This is a genomic window from Pseudoalteromonas pernae (genome assembly GCF_039831865.1).
GTDB lineage: Bacteria > Pseudomonadota > Gammaproteobacteria > Enterobacterales > Alteromonadaceae > Pseudoalteromonas > Pseudoalteromonas pernae.
In genome coordinates, this window is sequence record NZ_JBDODM010000001.1 from 325,495 (window position 1) to 342,812 (window position 17,318).

General features: G+C 46.2%; 11 protein-coding genes. 6 read left to right on the forward strand and 5 right to left on the reverse strand.

The annotated features are described in order from the left end of the window. Positions 1 to 6 precede the first annotated feature (6 nt). Complete coding sequence (msrA, locus tag V1358_RS01450; protein ID WP_347392352.1) at positions 7 to 1,308, reverse strand: peptide-methionine (S)-S-oxide reductase MsrA; 1,302 nt, start codon at positions 1,306 to 1,308, stop codon at positions 7 to 9. Positions 1,309 to 1,416: 108 nt separating this feature from the next. Between msrA and V1358_RS01455 the strand changes: the two genes are divergently transcribed. From V1358_RS01455 to V1358_RS01480, 6 genes are all read left to right on the forward strand, one after another. Further along, the gene (locus V1358_RS01455; protein ID WP_347392353.1) at positions 1,417 to 2,718 is read left to right on the forward strand and encodes an MFS transporter; all 1,302 of its coding nucleotides are present in this window, start codon (positions 1,417 to 1,419) and stop codon (positions 2,716 to 2,718) included. Positions 2,719 to 2,791: 73 nt separating this feature from the next. Further along, the gene (gene pxpB, locus V1358_RS01460; protein WP_347392354.1) at positions 2,792 to 3,454 is read left to right on the forward strand and encodes a 5-oxoprolinase subunit PxpB; all 663 of its coding nucleotides are present in this window, start codon (positions 2,792 to 2,794) and stop codon (positions 3,452 to 3,454) included. Beyond that, positions 3,454 to 4,392, forward strand: coding sequence for a 5-oxoprolinase subunit C family protein (locus V1358_RS01465; protein WP_347392355.1), 939 nt, complete (start codon positions 3,454 to 3,456; stop codon positions 4,390 to 4,392). Before pxpB ends, V1358_RS01465 begins: the two co-directional genes overlap by 1 nt. 262 nt (positions 4,393 to 4,654) lie before the next feature. Beyond that, positions 4,655 to 6,322 (forward strand): asparagine synthase B, encoded by a 1,668-nt coding sequence (gene asnB / locus V1358_RS01470; RefSeq protein ID WP_347392356.1) that lies wholly within the window; start codon positions 4,655 to 4,657, stop codon positions 6,320 to 6,322. A 158-nt stretch (positions 6,323 to 6,480) separates the two neighbouring features. After that, a complete protein-coding gene (locus tag V1358_RS01475) occupies positions 6,481 to 8,646 on the forward strand; it encodes a S46 family peptidase (RefSeq protein ID WP_347392357.1) in 2,166 nt (721 codons plus the stop codon). A gap of 248 nt (positions 8,647 to 8,894) precedes the next feature. After that, positions 8,895 to 10,469 (forward strand): BCCT family transporter, encoded by a 1,575-nt coding sequence (locus V1358_RS01480; RefSeq protein ID WP_347392358.1) that lies wholly within the window; start codon positions 8,895 to 8,897, stop codon positions 10,467 to 10,469. A gap of 49 nt (positions 10,470 to 10,518) precedes the next feature. Here V1358_RS01480 and V1358_RS01485 read toward each other — a convergent pair whose 3' ends face one another. The 4 genes from V1358_RS01485 to V1358_RS01500 all read right to left on the reverse strand — a co-directional run bounded on the left by V1358_RS01485 (position 10,519) and on the right by V1358_RS01500 (position 17,314). Then, complete coding sequence (locus V1358_RS01485) at positions 10,519 to 11,226, reverse strand: 3'-5' exonuclease (protein ID WP_347389312.1); 708 nt, start codon at positions 11,224 to 11,226, stop codon at positions 10,519 to 10,521. Beyond that, positions 11,226 to 13,121 (reverse strand): DUF294 nucleotidyltransferase-like domain-containing protein, encoded by a 1,896-nt coding sequence (locus V1358_RS01490; protein ID WP_347392359.1) that lies wholly within the window; start codon positions 13,119 to 13,121, stop codon positions 11,226 to 11,228. The genes V1358_RS01485 and V1358_RS01490 overlap by 1 nt, the downstream gene beginning before the upstream one ends. Before the next feature lie 90 nt (positions 13,122 to 13,211). Next, complete coding sequence (locus V1358_RS01495) at positions 13,212 to 16,298, reverse strand: efflux RND transporter permease subunit (RefSeq protein ID WP_347392360.1); 3,087 nt, start codon at positions 16,296 to 16,298, stop codon at positions 13,212 to 13,214. A 2-nt stretch (positions 16,299 to 16,300) separates the two neighbouring features. After that, a complete protein-coding gene (locus V1358_RS01500; RefSeq protein WP_347389309.1) occupies positions 16,301 to 17,314 on the reverse strand; it encodes an efflux RND transporter periplasmic adaptor subunit in 1,014 nt (337 codons plus the stop codon). Positions 17,315 to 17,318 lie beyond the last annotated feature (4 nt).

The window sequence follows — 17,318 nt, forward strand, 5'->3', positions numbered from 1 at the left end:
TATTGTCTAGCCTTTGTTATTTTCTTGACGACTTTCATTAAAGTCATCACGAGCCACGAACTCTAAGACTGTGGCATTGATACAATAACGAGGTTTGCCTCCTGGCCCTTCTTTATCAAACACATGGCCAAGATGGATCCCCGACGACGCAGAGCGTATCTCGACTCGCTGCATCCCATAGCTGTTATCTGCGTGACGGGTGACTTGATTTGCTACGGGTTTGGTGAAAGAAAGCCAGCCTGTGCCTGAGTTAAACCTGTCACGCGTATCAAATAAAGGTGCCCCAGAGAGTTTATCTACAAAAACACCATCAGGCGTATTTTTGAAAATTTCATATTCCTTACAAAATCGCCCATCAGTGCCCTTATTAAACGCCACTCTATATGCTTCTGAGTCTCCCAGTTTAAAGGCCCCGAGTGCTTGATAAAACAATGTCGGTTCCATATAGCCTTGATAACCCGCCACTTCTTTACCATTTTCTAAAAACAACACCGTCGGTGTAGCAAATGTTTGTGAGCTAATTTGCAGGCCATCTAGTTGCGAGGCGTAACGCAGATGCACGGGTATTGTACCGTGATAACCATTGAGTACCTCTTTTTTAAACTTCTCGCAGTACGGGCAATAGTCACGCGCATCCAATACCACTATATGCTTTCCAGTTTTTAGTGCTTCATTATCAACGGTATCGAGGTCACTGTTAGCAAAACGCACCCCAGTTGAGTGGTCAGGGCAATAACCATTGGGGTTCTTTTGTAGATAGTCTTGATGATAAGTTTCCGCTAGATAGAACTTCTCAAGCGGCTTAATTGCTGTAGCAATCGTTCCATACCCTGCGTTAGTGAGTAAAACTTGATACTGTTCTTTCACCCTCTGTGCTGTTTTGTATTGCTCATCACTGGTGGTTAAAATGATGGAACGATACTGGGTGCCCCTGTCATTTCCTTGCCTATTAACTTGAGTCGGATCATGCTGCTCGAAATAATATTGCAGCAATTGCTCTGCACTGATGGCATTTGCGTTGTAGGTTACTCTCACCACTTCGGCATAGTTGTTTTCATCAAAGCGACGTTTATTGGCAATAATGTTTTTGTAAGTAGGTTTAAAGCCACGGCCATCCGCATATCCCGCTTCGGCATTAAGTACACCGTCCATCGCTTCAAAACGCTTTTCAACACCCCAAAAACACCCTGCTCCCAACACGATTTGTTTAGTGGCATCAGACATTCTCTTTGTCTCATCTGCACCTTGGGCGTGGGAAAATGTGCCCAAAGTTAATAAAATCACGCTTAAAAACAGCTTGTTAAACATAATAACCTCTTTACACTAACCAAGAGAAAATCAACTAATCTAATAAAGGTACGAAAGCCCGCTCTTTTTAGATGACCGTACAAACAAACTATTTATTCGAATGAGCCTATGAAAAAGAAGCTTAGCCCAGAAGAAATTTACAACCGACTCGCCAATGTCGAAGATGCCCGAGCCTGTAAAGGTATCGATGAAAATGCCTGTACTTCCGTTCCTGGTAATTACGTTACTTTGCTCATTTCACAAATCCTCAGCCAATTCGCTGATGCCCTATTAAACCCTAAAGTAACATTGCCTTGGTTAATGCAATCCTTACAGGTGCCTAGCGCGTTCATCGCTTGGCTCGTGCCTATTCGCGAATCAGGCTCACTGCTGCCGCAATTAGCAATCGCCGATTATGTGCGCACACTGGCTGTTCGCAAATGGGTATGGGTTTGTGGCGCCATTATTCAATCTCTGTGTATTCTAGCTATGGTGGCTGTTGGGTTGTTTCTGCAAGGCGATGCGGCGGGCTACGCTATCATTACCTTGTTAGTCGTATTTTCACTTGCGCGAGGATTCAATTCAGTCGCGGCGAAGGATGTTCTGGGTAAAGTTATTCCTAAAAAACAACGCGGCAGTCTATCAGGGTATGCAGCCAGTGCAGCCGGCTTAGCAACCATCACTTTTGGTTTAGGCTTGTGGTATTTCCAACAACAAGGCGACAAGATTTCCGTCTTACTTGCGCTTGGCGCTGGTGCACTCGTATGGCTTTTAGCCGCAGCGTTTTATGCAAAAATCGACGAATACCCTGGTGCCACCGAGGGCGGACGCAATGGTCTAAAGCACGCCATAAAGAAATTAAACCTGTTAAAAGAAGACACACGCTTTGCTCATTTTGTAATTACACGCGCATTATTGCTGTGCTCTGCACTCAGTGCTCCGTTTTACATTATTGTTGCCTCTGAGCAGTCATTTAACTTCTCGTTGTTAGCCTTATTTATGGGCTTATCAGGTTTGGCATCCTTAGTTTCTGGGCCAATTTGGGGGCGACTAAGCGATTTATCCTCAAAGCGTGTGTTGGTGTTTGCTGCATCATTGGTGAGTATTAATGGTGTCATTGTGTATTTGGTTGCAACGTATGCTAACTCGCTACTTGCGTCACTGGCATTTATGCCCAGCATGTATTTGCTCCTGACTATTGCGCATCAAGGTGTACGCTTGGGTCGCAAAACTTACTTAGTTGACATGGCTGACGGGAATAAACGCACAGATTACGTTGCGGTTAGCAACACTGTAATTGGTGTTTGTTTGCTGCTATTTGGCAGCCTTGGCTTCTTAGGTAACTGGCTTACAAATGCTGAATTGATCCTAATATACAGTGTAATGGGTATAGCTGGGGCCATCAGTGCGATGTTATTACCTGAGGTATAAGTTATTTCATTAAACAAACCTTTTGTGGAATAATAAATTTACAACAACTAACTAGCCAGAGGAACAGGCATCAATGTCAGAAACAATTCCAAAGCCCGACTTCTATGCGCTCAATGACACCTGCCTAGTATTGGACTGCGGCACTTTAGGTGATCTAGAGCACGTTCAAAAACAACGTCTTGTGAATTTTGTTGCCAAAAAGATGTTGGCTGAAGATACAGTAATTGATGCCGTCAGTGCAGATGAAAGCGTCACATTCTATTGTAGCACCAGCACAGATCTTGTGACAATCGAACGTCAGTGTTTGCGTTTATGGGAGCAATTCGATTCCACCAGCCTAGTTGGTCAACATCATGTCATCCCTGTTATTTATGGGGGTGATGGCGCATTTGACTTACAGAAAGTAGCGAAACACTGTGGCCTTAGCGAAGCGCAACTCATCGAGGCTCACTGCAGTGTGCGTTATGACGTTGATTTTATAGGCTTTCAACCCGGATTTGCTTATATGAGTGGATTACCCAAGGCCATCCAATTACCGCGATTAGATTTGCCCAGAACACTGGTACCTAAAGGCAGCGTCGCGATTGCTGGAGACAAAACAGCTATTTATCCGGCTAACTCTCCGGGGGGCTGGCATATTATTGGTCATACAAAGGTGAGCTTGTTCGACGCCAGTAGAAATCCGGCATCGTTGTTTGCTCCGGGCGATACCGTCAGCTTTGTGGAGGAGAAGTAATGCTAGAAGTCATCAAACCTGGTCCGCAATTGAGTATTCAGGACCAAGGTCGTGTGGGTCTTCGTCACTTAGGGATTTCTCAAAGTGGCGCCCTCGATAGCGATGCGCTGAGCATAGCAAACTTACTTGTAGGGAATGAAGAAAATTCCTCGGCGCTGGAGATAACCTTGGGCATGGCAAAGCTACGGTTTCACTCGCCGACGTTATTTGCCCTCAGTGGCGCAGATTTAAGCGCCAATTTAGATGGGCAACGCATCGACGTTGGTTGGTGTTACTCAGTCAAAGCAGGACAAGTGCTCACCTTTGCTACATCAGCAAAAATGCTTCGTTGCTACCTTGCAATCGCCGGCGGATTTGATTGCGACTCAACCTTAGGCAGCGCCAGCATCGATATGATGGCGCAACTTGGCGCTAATAACGGGCAACTGCTGCAAGCCGGTGACACACTCGCTTATCAGCCAACATCGCGCAATCGCTCACTTTGGGGAGCGCACCTGCCACAACGACACGGCCCTATTCATTTTGTTGTCGACCCTCGTGAACATGGATTGGATGTAGGCGCGGTTAAGCGTTTCTCGCAGAACTCTTGGACGGTGTCCGCGCAAAGCAACCGCATGGGATTAAGACTCGGCATTGAAAACGTTGAGCAACGCCTCAGTCATACGCTAAGTATTCGCACCACTGCGGTATGCCCTGGTACCATTCAAATACCCCCCAGCGGTGAGCCAATTGTATTACTCAATGATTGTCAAACAACAGGCGGCTACCCTGTGCTTGGACAAGTAATTCATGCTGATATACCGCGCCTGGGTCAATTTCGCGGTGGTGACATTGTGGACTTCGAATCTGTATCGCTAGAGCAAGCGCTGCGTTTAAACCAACAACATCAAGCCCACCTCAACAGGTTGCGCATTGCCCGCAATCATAAACAAGATTAAACCGCAAAAGCCCTCACAAGTATTTGTTCCTTTTTGGTGCACGCGAACATCGTGATGCACCATCCTTTATGCCTGTGATCACCTAACTTTTGATTGCACTTTAACCTTATCGACTTTGAATGCACCACCATAGTGCGCAGCAATATTCGACGCTTCTCAATGGTGCATAAATTTTCCAAATTATCCGCTACTCGCCGTGTGACTTAGCTTATTTTTTCTGTTACAACAGAGGTGAAGTAATTAGGAATGAGGAAAACCTAGTATGTGTTCAATTTTCGGGGTGCTGGATATCAAATCCAGTGTCGAGCAATTGCGAGAACAAGCAATTGATATGTCAAAATTACTGCGTCATCGCGGTCCAGATTGGTCCGGTGTATACAGTAGTGATAATGCTATTTTGGTGCACGAGCGCCTGGCGATCGTTGGCGTTCAAAGCGGAGCTCAACCACTTTATAACCCACAAAAAACTCATGTATTGGCCGTAAATGGTGAGATATATAATCACAAACAACTCGCCGCTGACTTAGATATCGACTTTGAATTTCAAACCCAGAGTGACTGTGAAGTTATTCTTGCTCTGTATGAGCAAAAAGGCAGCCAATTCTTAGATGACCTCAATGGTATCTTTGCCTTTTGTTTGTATGATGAGCAAAAGAACAAGTATCTTATCGGCCGTGACCATATTGGTATTGTACCTCTTTATACCGGCCGCGATGAACATGGCAATTTTTACGTTGCTAGCGAACTTAAAGCACTGACGCCTATTTGTAATCACATTGAAGAGTTCCCCCCTGGGCATTATCTCGACAGTGAAGTAGGTGAATATGTAAGCTATTACCAAAGAGATTGGCAGCAGTTCGACGCGGTTCGTGACAATGAAGCCAGCCCAGAGGAAGTCAAAGCGGGTCTTGAAGCTGCAGTAAAGCGCCAATTAATGTGTGACGTACCTTATGGCGTGTTGCTGTCTGGCGGTCTGGATTCATCTGTTATTTCAGCAATCACTCAAAAATTTGCAGCAAAGCGCATAGAAGACAATGACGCCAGCGATGCTTGGTGGCCACGGTTACACTCATTCTCTATCGGTCTTGAAGGTTCTCCAGATTTAGCCGCAGCTGCCAAAGTAGCTGAGCAAATTGGTACCATTCACCACCCTATTCACTTCACTGTGCAACAGGGTATTGACGCTTTGAAAGAAGTGATTTATCACCTTGAGACGTATGACGTAACCACTGTGCGTGCATCCACACCCATGTACTTAATGGCCCGTCAAATCAAAGCCATGGGTATTAAAATGGTTCTCTCTGGTGAAGGGGCGGATGAGCTATTTGGTGGCTACCTCTATTTCCATAAGGCGCCAAATGCACAAGAGTTTCACGAAGAGTTAAACCGCAAAGTCTCCAAGCTGCATATGTTTGATTGCCTACGCGCGAATAAATCAATGGCTGCATGGGGCGTTGAAGCACGCGTACCGTTCTTGGACAAAGAGTTTGTAGATATTGCGATGCGCGTTAATCCAGAAGCGAAAATGTGTAAAGACGGCCGCATCGAGAAACACATTGTACGCCAAGCGTTTGAAGGATATTTACCAGATGATGTCTTGTGGCGCCAAAAAGAGCAATTCTCAGACGGTGTTGGCTACAACTGGATTGATTCACTCAAAGAATTTGTTGAACAGCAAGTGAGTGACAGAGACATGCAAAATGCGCATTACAAATTCCCGGTCAATACACCCGAGACTAAAGAAGCGTATTTCTATCGCAGTATCTTTGAACAGCACTTCCCAGGTGGCGCTGCAACACGTTGTGTACCCCATGGTAAATCGGTAGCGTGTTCAACTCCCGAAGCACTGCTTTGGGATGAGTCATTTCAAAATAATGCCGACCCATCAGGTCGCGCTGCAAACATTCACAACTCAGCTTACAAAGCCTGACCGTCCTTTCATTGTAAAGCACAGCATTGGCTGTGCTTTTTCTTTTGTAGCGTAGAATATAATTTACACGCTGAAACATTCTGTAAAGGTAAAAAGTTGCACAGTTTCTTAGTGTGCGCGACACTGCGTCCCGATATAACAATAATCAGGAAGAAACTATGCGTTTATCTATTATCGGCGCTGCGGTACTCGCGTCTACTCTCGCTCCTGCTTTTGCAGATGAAGGTATGTGGCAACCTCACCAACTACCAGAATTAGAATCCGTACTTAAAGAAAAGGGCCTTGAAATAGACCCTAAAAATATTTCAAAACTCACTGAGTTCCCCATGAACGCAGTGATCAGCCTAGGCGGCTGTACTGCTTCGTTCGTATCTCCAAAAGGCTTGGTAGTGACCAACCATCACTGCGCATATGGCTCGATTCAATATAATTCAACGCCAGAAAACAACATCTTAAAAGATGGTTTCCTTGCTAAAACATTCAAGGATGAGCTCCCTGCTTCCCCGGGCTCACGTGTGTATGTAACTGAAGAAGTTAAAAACGTGACGGACAAGGTCAATGCAAACCTGTCGGACGATATGAATGGTAACGAACGTTATCTTGCTGTCGAGAATGCTGAGAAGTCGCTGGTCGCTGAATGTGAGCAAGACCCAGGATACCGTTGTAACGTTTATACATTCCATGGCGGCCTTGAGTATTACCTAATCAAGTCGCTTGAAATCCAAGACGTGCGTCTTGTATACAACCCGGCATTGGGTGTAGGTAAGTATGGCGGTGACATTGACAACTGGATGTGGCCTCGCCACACAGGCGATTACTCATTCTATCGCGCCTACGTAAGTAAAGACGGTAAACCAGCACCTTACAGTGAAGACAACGTGCCATTTAGCTCAGATTCGTTCTTGAAAGTGAGCGCTAAAGGTGTTGAAGAAGGTGACTTTGTTATGGTGACAGGTTACCCAGGGCGCACTAACCGCTACCGCACAGCAAGTGAAGTGACACACCAATTCAACAGTGTATACCCAACGGCGAAAGCATATCGTGAACAATCTATCGATATCATCAAAGAGAATGCACCTGAAGGGTCAAAAGCACGCATCGCGTATGAAAGTACACTTGCTGGTTTGGCTAACTACGCTAAGAACTACGGTGGCATGATTAACTCATACCAAAAAACCGACATGCAAGCGCGTAAAGACAAACTAGCAGTCGATTTGAGCACGTGGATCAACGCAGACAAAAAGCGTAAAAAGCAATATGCAAGTGTGCTTAAAGAACTCGATTCTTTGATTGCCAAATCACAAGCAGACAGTGAGTTAGACCTAATTCTAGGCTACATGGGCCGCAGTGCTATGATGTCTACAGCAACACGTTTATATCGTCTAGCCAACGAGCAAAAGTTACCTGATGCGCAACGTGAGCCGGGTTACCAAGAGCGCGATATGACGCGCTTCAAAGCAGGTATGACGAGCCTGTCACGCCGTTATGACGACAAAGTTGATATGGCATTGATGGCGCACTTTGTTGATTTATATGCGCAGTTAGACAAAAAAGACCGTATTGCTTCTCTTGATAAAGCCCTAGGTTTAAACAAGAAATACACTAAGGAAGATATGTTAGCGCGTCTAGCGAAGATGTACGAAAACACTTCACTAAATAACGAAGAGCAACGCCTTGAGTGGATGGAAAAATCGGTTGAAGACTTCCAGCAAAGCAATGATCCATTTATTGCGTTAGCGGTTGCAACCTATGACGATTTCCAAGCTCGTGAAAAAGAGAAGAAAATGCTCAGTGGTGAACTGAGTGCAATTCGCCCTCAATATATGGCAGCAATAATCGCCTACAACAAAGAACAGGGCCTACCCGTTTACGCAGATGCCAACAGTACCTTACGTGTAACTTACGGTACAGTTAAAGGCTATACGCCGCGTGACGCAGTAACCTATACACCGTTCACGACGCTTGAAGGCATAGCTGAAAAATATACAGGAGTCGAGCCGTTTGATGCGCCAAAAGCGCAAATGGAAAAAATCGCTGAAAAAGTATATGGCTCATACAAAGTCAAGGATTTGGGCTCAGTACCAGTTAACTTCCTAAGTACTGTTGATACCACAGGCGGTAACTCAGGCTCTCCTACCCTAAATGGTAAGGCTGAGTTGGTTGGTCTGCTTTTCGATGGTGTTAGTGAAAGTATTATTGGTGATTGGGATTACGACCCAAGCCTAAATCGCTCAATCCACGTAGATACACGCTACATGCTGTGGATCATGGAAAATGTCGACAATGCCCAAAACCTAATCGAGGAAATGGACATTGTAAAATAGTTTCACTAGAAACCATTTAAATTTAAAAGAAGCGCTTATGAGCGCTTCTTTTTTTGCTTCGTATATACTCATTATGAACACAAAGTGAGCAATCGTTTGCAGGGGAATTTACATTTGTATATAAACCTCTAAACTATTGTACTCATAACGGGGTCTATTTTAGTTAGTCTACAAACATTTATTATGATGACTGGATTAACTCAACTAGGTCTTACCAACGAAGTATGGCTAACAACCTAGAGGTATACATGAGTGAATATCATGACAAGTACAGCATAGAAAACACTGACTACACCGTCGGTCAAGACAACATCCAGAAGTGGGGGTTTGACGTCCACAATCCAGTATTTGGCACCAGTGCAGCATTGATTATCCTGTTTCTCATTGCCATTTTGGTCACAGATGCAGCCACAGCAAAAGCCGCACTCGATGGTATAAAGTGGGACATCATTAATAATTTTGACTCCTTGTTCATGTGGTCTGCGAACATCTTCGTGATTTTCTGCCTTGCTCTTATCGTCAGTCCTTGGGGTAAAATCAAGTTGGGAGGTCAAGATGCCGTCCCTTCTCACTCTCGAATTTCCTGGCTTGCTATGCTGTTTGCTGCAGGTATGGGCATTGGCCTTATGTTTTGGGGCGTAGCCGAACCAGTTGCCTACTTCACCGGGTGGTATGAAACGCCACTTGGTGTCGACGCAAACACGCCTGAAGCAGCAAAAGCAGCAATGGGTGCGACTATGTTCCACTGGGGCCTACATCCATGGGCTATTTACGCTGTCGTTGCGTTATCACTCGCTTTTTTTGCCTACAACAAAGGGCTACCTCTTTCAATCCGCTCCATTTTCTACCCACTTTTAGGCGATAGAGCATGGGGTTGGCCTGGCCACATCATCGATATCCTTGCAGTGTTAGCAACGTTATTCGGCCTCGCTACATCGTTAGGATTGGGCGCTCAACAGGCTTCTGCGGGCTTTAATCATGTTTTTGGTACCGAAGGTGGCATTGGCCTGCAAATTGGTGTCATCGTTGGTGTGACGCTGCTGGCTATCATTTCTGTGATACGCGGTATAGATGGCGGCGTAAAAGTACTAAGTAATCTCAATATGGGCTTGGCGTTTATATTGCTTATTTTTGTTGCGCTGGTTGGTTTTGCCGCTGCTGTAGGCAATCTACCCAACACAGTGATGGGTTACATGGAAAATATCATTCCTCTGAGCAATCCGCACGGCCGAGAAGATGAAACCTGGATGCATGGCTGGACTGTGTTTTATTGGGCATGGTGGATTTCTTGGTCACCTTTTGTTGGCATGTTTATCGCGCGCGTGTCTAAAGGCCGCAGTATTCGTGAATTTTTAATTGCCGTATTGCTCATCCCTACACTTGTAACTGCACTGTGGATGTCTATTTATGGTGGCATTGCCATTGATCAAATCGTTAACGGCGTAGGTACACTAGGCGAAAAAGGCCTAACTGATGTGCCTTTGGCTATGTTCCAGATGTTTGATGCTTTGCCTATGACCAGCGTTCTCTCTTTTATCGCTATCGTGTTGGTATTGGTGTTTTTCATCACTTCATCGGATTCAGGCTCGTTGGTTATTGATTCAATCACCGCTGGCGGTAAGGTCGATGCCCCCGTTCCTCAGCGTATTTTTTGGGCTACTATTGAAGGTGCAATTGCTGCAGCGTTACTTTGGATCGGTGGTAAAGAAGCTATCGAGGCATTACAAGCCGGTGCTGTATCGACAGGCTTGCCGTTCACTATTGTGCTCTTGCTAATGTGTGTCAGTCTTGTTCTAGGATTGCGCACAGAGCCTCGGTCCTAACCTAACCCCATGATAAAAACGCCGCCTATACGCGGCGTTTTTTTACGCCTTAAATCCACAATTGATGAATAGGTGTATCGCTGCGATAGTGATAGCTAAGTTGGGCTTGAAGCAACTCTGCCGTTGCAAGAGCATCTGTCATTGCATTGTGGGCTGCATAATTGGGTAGATTGTAGCGTGTACGACAATCAGCTAACCGTAATGAGCCCAGCTTTTCTCCAAACAATTTGCCAATGAAACCACGGCGCATACTCAAAGCTCGGCGCTCCAACTCCATGGTGTCGACCACTGCAAATTGTACTCCTTCGCCAATGCGCTTTAACAACGCATTAGCTAAAAATGGGCGTTCAATTGCCTGATAGTGAACCACGACAACTTTACCTCTGAGCTTCATAAACAGCTGCTCGATGAGCGCGCTCAAATCTGGTGCATTCTCAATCTCAGAATGCGTTATGCCATGAATCACAATGGATTCTTCTGCCAAATTTTGTGCGGGTTTAAGTATCCAATATTTTGATTTGTTGCAAAAAATTCGCTGCCAATTGAACGGTACTAAACCAATGCTGACAATATCATCTTGATCGCTGTTTAAACCCGTGGTTTCAAAGTCCATGGCGACAAACTCGACATCGCTGATGGGCGTGTCCATCGCAACAATCCCCGCTTGATAAAATTCATTAATGAGCGGATGCGCTGCCCTGCACGCTAATTCTTCATAGCGAGATTGCCAATCGATGAGCGGTTGCTTTACAAACACTAATTGAGTCCATTGTTGGTTTGGTATCTGAACTTTAGAAAGCTCTGTGCTTTTTCTAAAATCGCGAATGCCTCTTTTAGATTACGCTGTTCAAAAGGCGACAATAAATTTGGGTCTAAACTATTGTCGGGCTGTTCCCCCTGCTCTATTTGCCATGCCTGATGGCGAATACGGGTCATTGCGATATATTCTAGGGCGTCACGTAAATCTTGTGCCTTACCTGGAGGCAGTAATTTAGCATCAATAATATCTTCTAAACGTTCAAAGGAGTTTTGCTTACGAGAGCCCACTGCCAAAGCGTGTACGCGAATAACGTCACTCAATGGAGCGGTACCTCGGCGTTTTAAATTCATTGCTCGTTTATGTGCCCCGTCATGCTCTAGCACAAAGCCTTTGAAAAAGCCCAGAGGAGGCGTACGGTTGCGCGCATTGGTCGCAAGATTTGCCAAGAAACGTTTATTCGCTCGCCCTTGGGTAGCAATAAAAGATTTAAGTTCGTCCGCCCATTTGATTTTGCCCCACACACCGTCTAAATCAAAAAATATAGAACTGTGAAGTAGCGCCTGTGGTTTTGGCTCTGCAATCCAAGATGCAAATGTTTCTCGCCACTGGCTGCGGGTTAATCGCCACTTTTTAAATGATGCCATGATCTCTCCGTCACAATACGCGTAACCGCATGCAGCTAGGCCATCACAGACAAAATCAGCAAGTTGTTGAAAATAGTCACCGTGTTGAGCTTCATCATAACTGTCGTCTAAGATCATAGCGTTGTCCTGATCAGTCACGATCAGTTGCTCGTCGCGTGCCATAGACCCCAAAGCAATAAAGCAATACGGAACAGGTGGCGGACCAAGTTTTTCTTGCGCTAATGCAAGTAGTCTCTGTTTGAACGTTCTGCCAATCACTGCCATAGCGGTGCCTATCATATGGGAGTTAGCATCTTCATTGACCATACGTACAAAAACATTGGGGAGTTGATTGGCGTAATGGGTGAGATCTTCCACACTTTGCTGAGCCAAAATACCGCGCACCAATAGTAAGCTGCTTTGGGACTCGTAGCGCAGAATGTCAGACAAGGTGATAACGCCAATAGGTTTACGTTTATGAACAATGGGTAGGTGATGCTGCCCTTCCCTTAACATGGCTAAAACAGCTTCAAACACATAGCTATTGGCATCGAGTAAGATTGGCTCCCTTGTCATCACATCGCCAGCGACAACATCTAATGACAGCCCCTGTGCAACGACCTTAGAACGGATATCGCGATCAGTGATAATGCCAACAACTTGACCATCGTCCTCTTCAGGGTCGTTACTGATTGGTTTATCTGGGTCGGTTACCAAAACACTGGAAGTGTGCTCTTCTGTCATTAAAGATGCGACTTCTTGTATCGAGGTATTAAGGGTCACGGTGACCACATCTCGGTGCAGTAACGATTTCACCTTTGCGGTTGTTAAGTCGTTGCTATCAGCATGCTCTGTGACTGCTTGGTGCAGTCTAACATTGCCTTCTGCTTCAAAATAATCGGCAAATACTTCATATTTATCACAGTACTCACTGAATACATCAGCATCGATGCAATAAACCAGGGTATCTTCAATCGCTGTGACAGGAAAACGAACTTTGCGGTTCATCATCAGACCCATTTGGCCGAAAATGCCTCCGCTGTCCATACGATTATAAAGCTCACCACTGCGTCGATAAGACTCTACCGCACCTGAGCGAATAACGTACAAGTCATTGATGTCTTCGCCATAATTTAAAATCTCTGTGCCAGCGCGATAATAGGCAACTTCGACCTGGGTAGCGAGATTGGAAAGTGCTTCTTCAGGTAACTCATCAAAGGGGGAATGCCCTTGTAAGAATTGCGCTATCTCCAACTGTTCAATTTGCATGAACCTGTCCCTAAACTAGAGCTAATAGCTTGAAGCTTAATATAAAAATCAGCAAAAAAACATGCCCGCTCATATGAGCGGACATCTTTATTACTTAGCTTGTGACAATTCCGACGCCAACTTTTTACTTTCATCAGCTCTTGGTGCAGTGAAACGTGCTAAGCCGAGATACACTACGGGGGTCAAGAATAAGGTGAACAACACGGCCAAAGCTAACCCACCAAACACTACCCAACCAATGGCGTTGCGCGCTTCGGCACCCGCTCCCGTTGATAGAATTAAAGGTAAAGCGCCTAACAGAGTTGATACCAAGGTCATAGCTATAGGTCGAAGGCGAACAAGTGCCGCTTGCTCAACCGCTGCTCTTACCGCATGACCTCGGTCACGGAGTTGATCGGCAAACTCCACCAGCAAAATCGCATTTTTGGCTATCAAACCTATCAACATCACCAAACCAATCTGCGAAAAGATATTGAGCGATGTACCAGTTAAATAGAGCGCAAGAATTGCACTGGTTATACCGAAAGGTACTGTGATCATCACCACGATGGCGCTATTGACGCTTTCGAACTGGGCCGCCAACACTAATAAAACAATGATGAACGCTAACACATAAGTGAGTAATACTTCATTGGCGGTTTCTTCAAAGGTCAGGGCTTCGCCCTTAAACGCCAAAGTAACGCTTGTTGGCAAGTTATCCTGCGCTAGCTCACGTAGTTGGTTTACTAAATCGGCCATGCTCATGTTCGGTGGAAGTTCCATATCCACTTCGATGGCTCTGCGCTGAGCGTGACGTTCCAACTCAGCCGCAACCCCTTCTTCACTGATGGTCGCCACAGAGCTAAGTGGCACCAACATACCATTTGCACCACCAACATATAGATTAGCTAGATCTGTTGGTGAGTTAATGACGCGATTTTGTGCCTGTAACATAATAGGAATGGACTGATCGCCGACGTTTAGATCAGCGATATCGTCACCATTGATGGCCGAACGCAACGTGATTGCTATATCACTGAGCGAAACACCCAGCTCTTTTGCACGCCTGCGGTCTATGTTGACTCGCAATTGTGGTTGTGACGGTTGGTAGGAAATACGCACGGGGGCGACTTCAGGAATTGCAGCTTCCACGACTTTAGCAAAATCCTGAGCAGCAGCAAAAATCGCTTTATAATCTTGGCCTAACAAAGCGAGCTCAACACCTCCGCCTTGTCCGCGCAGGTTTAAACTATTTGAGCCAAACGCGCGTGCCGGTGCGCCAGGAATGTCTCCAAGCGGCCCACGAATTTTATTAATGATTTCTTGCTGTGAAAAATGCCTTTCGTCCCAATGCTTGAGCGGCACCGTAATAAATACAATATTCGGGTCCCATTGCCCCACCACAGTGTAAATAGATTCTATTTCGCCGCTTTGTACATAGGGTAACAAGATATCTTCCATTTTCTGTGCTTGCCTATCCATGAAATTAAGGCCAACCCCATCTGGCCCACGGGCAAAGATACGAATTTTACCCCTGTCCTCGCTAGGCAATAACTCATTCTCTAGTTGCGTGTACAAAGCACCTGAGGCGAGCGCCACTAAGACACATGCTGCAAACACCATCCAAGCATGGTCAAGCACCTTAGCGATACACCATTTATACGCATTCGCTAACGTGTGCCCTAAACCCGAAAAAATATGACTGCCCCCAGATTTGAGCTTAAGTTTGGAGGTAAGTGCAGGCACCAGCGATAGCGCCACAAAACTAGATATAATCACCGCCCCTGCGAGTACCCCACCAAACTCTCGGAATAATCGCCCTGCGGTTGACGGTAAGAATGCTATGGGCACAAACACAGCCGCTAGCACCGCTGTCGTTGCAACCACAGCGAAAAACACTTCACGCGTGCCGATAACAGCAGCGGCACGTCTTCCCAAACCGAAGCTACGTTGGCGTTGGATGTTTTCACTGACCACGATGGCATCATCAACGATTAAACCGGTGGCCAACACCAAGGCCAAAAGTGTCAGAATATTAATGGAAAAGCCCAAGGCCCAAATCAAAGCTAAGGAACCAATAAGCGCTACGGGTATTGCAAATGCAGGCACTAAGGTTGCGCGCCATGAACCAATGAATACCCACAGGGTGATGACTACTAGCACAATGGTCAACGCTAACGAATTGAGCACCTCATCCACTGAACTACGAATAAACTGCGCGTCGTCTGATGTTAGGGTGAATTCCATTTCCGGGAAGCGTTCACGCATGCGCTCCATCAACATCAAAACCTCATCTGAAATTTCAATGGTATTTGACTGCGCTTGGCGAATGACTTCCATACCAATCACTGGCTTGCCATCGAGACGCACCATAGAACGAGGATCAGCTGGTCCAAAATAGACGGACGCAATGTCAGCAATGCGAGTATCACCTCTGACGATGATATCGCCGACTTGCTCAGCATTGATGGATGTTGCGTCGGCTCTGACAATCAATTGCTGATCATTAGATTTTAAACTACCCGCTGGCACGTCAAAAGGCGCCTGCCGCAACGCATCAGCAACGTCAGGTACAGTAAGGTTAAAACTGCTCAGTTTGAGCGGGTCAATGCGCACTCTTAACACACGCTCACGATCGCCATTGAGGCGTACATCAGCGACACCGGGTATGGTCAAAAACTGTGGCGCTAAATCAACTTCAACCCTCTCAGTGAGTGCTTCGAGTGATAACGTTTCGCTACTGACCGTCATTGATACCACCGCTTCAGCATCGTTGTCAGCCTTTATAATAGAGACCCGTTCAACTTCTTCAGGTAACTCGCGCTGCACCCGCGATACCGACTCTCGTGTCTCATTAGCGGCATCGTCGAGATTCACACCTGGTCGGAATTCGACAACAATACGGCTGCTGCCTTCTTCGCTTTGTGCCCGAATAGATTTAACGCCGCTGACTCGTGCTACCGCACCTTCGAGTTTGCTCGTCACCTCAGTATCGACAGTTTCGGGGGATCCTCCGGGGAAAGACGCTGATACGGTAATTCGTGGACGGTCAACATCCGGCAGTTCACGCACTTCAACGCCTGCAATAGCTGCAATACCGGCGATGATGATCAGTAAGTTGAGCACCACAATAAGTACAGGTCGACGAATAGCCATCGATGGCAAGTCTTGCATTTGTTGCGATGATTGTTCACTCATTGTTAGTACTCCTGAGCAATCTGGATTTGCTCAAAGGCGACTTCTTGATTAGGTCTTAGCCTTTGTATTCCCTCAACAATAAGTAATTCTCCTGGGGCTAAGTCGCCACTGACGAGTAATCGCCCAGATAAGCGCTGGGCGATGTTTACGTCAACGCGTGTTGCGACGTTGTCGACGCTCTTCCAAACGTAAGGGCCTGTCGCTCCCCACAACATCGCCGCCTCTGGCACGACAGCATATTGCGCGCCTTTCATTTGCAAATAAACACGAAAACTCATTCCCGGAAGGAAAGTATTATCCTGATTATCTATTTTTGCTTTTACACGTATGGTGCGATTTTGCGGGTCTATTCTTGAGTCGATCTGGGCGATGCTTGCTGTCACTTTGTTAGCGCCCTGCCAAGGCTCGACGCTCACTTGTGTACCACCGCGGAGCATAGCAAGTGCTGCCTCGGGGGCATTAAAATTAACGTATAGCGCCCGGGTGTCATCAATACTGGCTATTGGAGTTTGCTCTGTGATTCGGTCCCCGACCTCAACATCGGTAAGTCCCATTACACCACTAAAAGGGGCGCGAACTGTTCTGTCTTCAAGTTCCGCTTTGGCCTTGACCACCAATACTTTGGCTAGATCTCTGGCTGTCAGTGCATCGTCTAATTCACTTTTTGGAATAGCACCTTTGTCATAACTATTTTTTAAACGGGCTAAGGTTCGCTCGGCATCAGCTAAACGAATTTGCGCTTCATCGAGTGCGGCTTTTTGTTGGCGAGCGTCTAACTCAACCAACGAGTCACCTTCTTTGACCTCTTGCCCAGGAGTAAAGTGCACAGCGGTGACTCTATCCCCTACCGCAGGATAGAGCATCACAGAGCGCACAGCCTGCGCGCTGCCAACAGCCTGCACCTGTTGCTGGCTACTTTCCGTTGCAACTTGCTGCACAACCACATTCGTTGCCTTTGCTGACGCAATGGGAGAACTGACGAGGAATGTTAAAGATAAAAGTACGAATAAACGCAATGTA

What these genes read in the sequence shown, in the direction of transcription:
- msrA (WP_347392352.1), bottom strand. Translation starts at nt 1,308, where the DNA reads ATGTTTAACAAGCTGTTTTTAAGCGTGATTTTATTAACTTTGGGCACA.
- V1358_RS01455 (WP_347392353.1), top strand. Translation starts at nt 1,417, where the DNA reads ATGAAAAAGAAGCTTAGCCCAGAAGAAATTTACAACCGACTCGCCAAT.
- pxpB (WP_347392354.1), top strand. Translation starts at nt 2,792, where the DNA reads ATGTCAGAAACAATTCCAAAGCCCGACTTCTATGCGCTCAATGACACC.
- V1358_RS01465 (WP_347392355.1), top strand. Translation starts at nt 3,454, where the DNA reads ATGCTAGAAGTCATCAAACCTGGTCCGCAATTGAGTATTCAGGACCAA.
- asnB (WP_347392356.1), top strand. Translation starts at nt 4,655, where the DNA reads ATGTGTTCAATTTTCGGGGTGCTGGATATCAAATCCAGTGTCGAGCAA.
- V1358_RS01475 (WP_347392357.1), top strand. Translation starts at nt 6,481, where the DNA reads ATGCGTTTATCTATTATCGGCGCTGCGGTACTCGCGTCTACTCTCGCT.
- V1358_RS01480 (WP_347392358.1), top strand. Translation starts at nt 8,895, where the DNA reads ATGAGTGAATATCATGACAAGTACAGCATAGAAAACACTGACTACACC.
- V1358_RS01490 (WP_347392359.1), bottom strand. Translation starts at nt 13,121, where the DNA reads ATGCAAATTGAACAGTTGGAGATAGCGCAATTCTTACAAGGGCATTCC.
- V1358_RS01495 (WP_347392360.1), bottom strand. Translation starts at nt 16,298, where the DNA reads ATGAGTGAACAATCATCGCAACAAATGCAAGACTTGCCATCGATGGCT.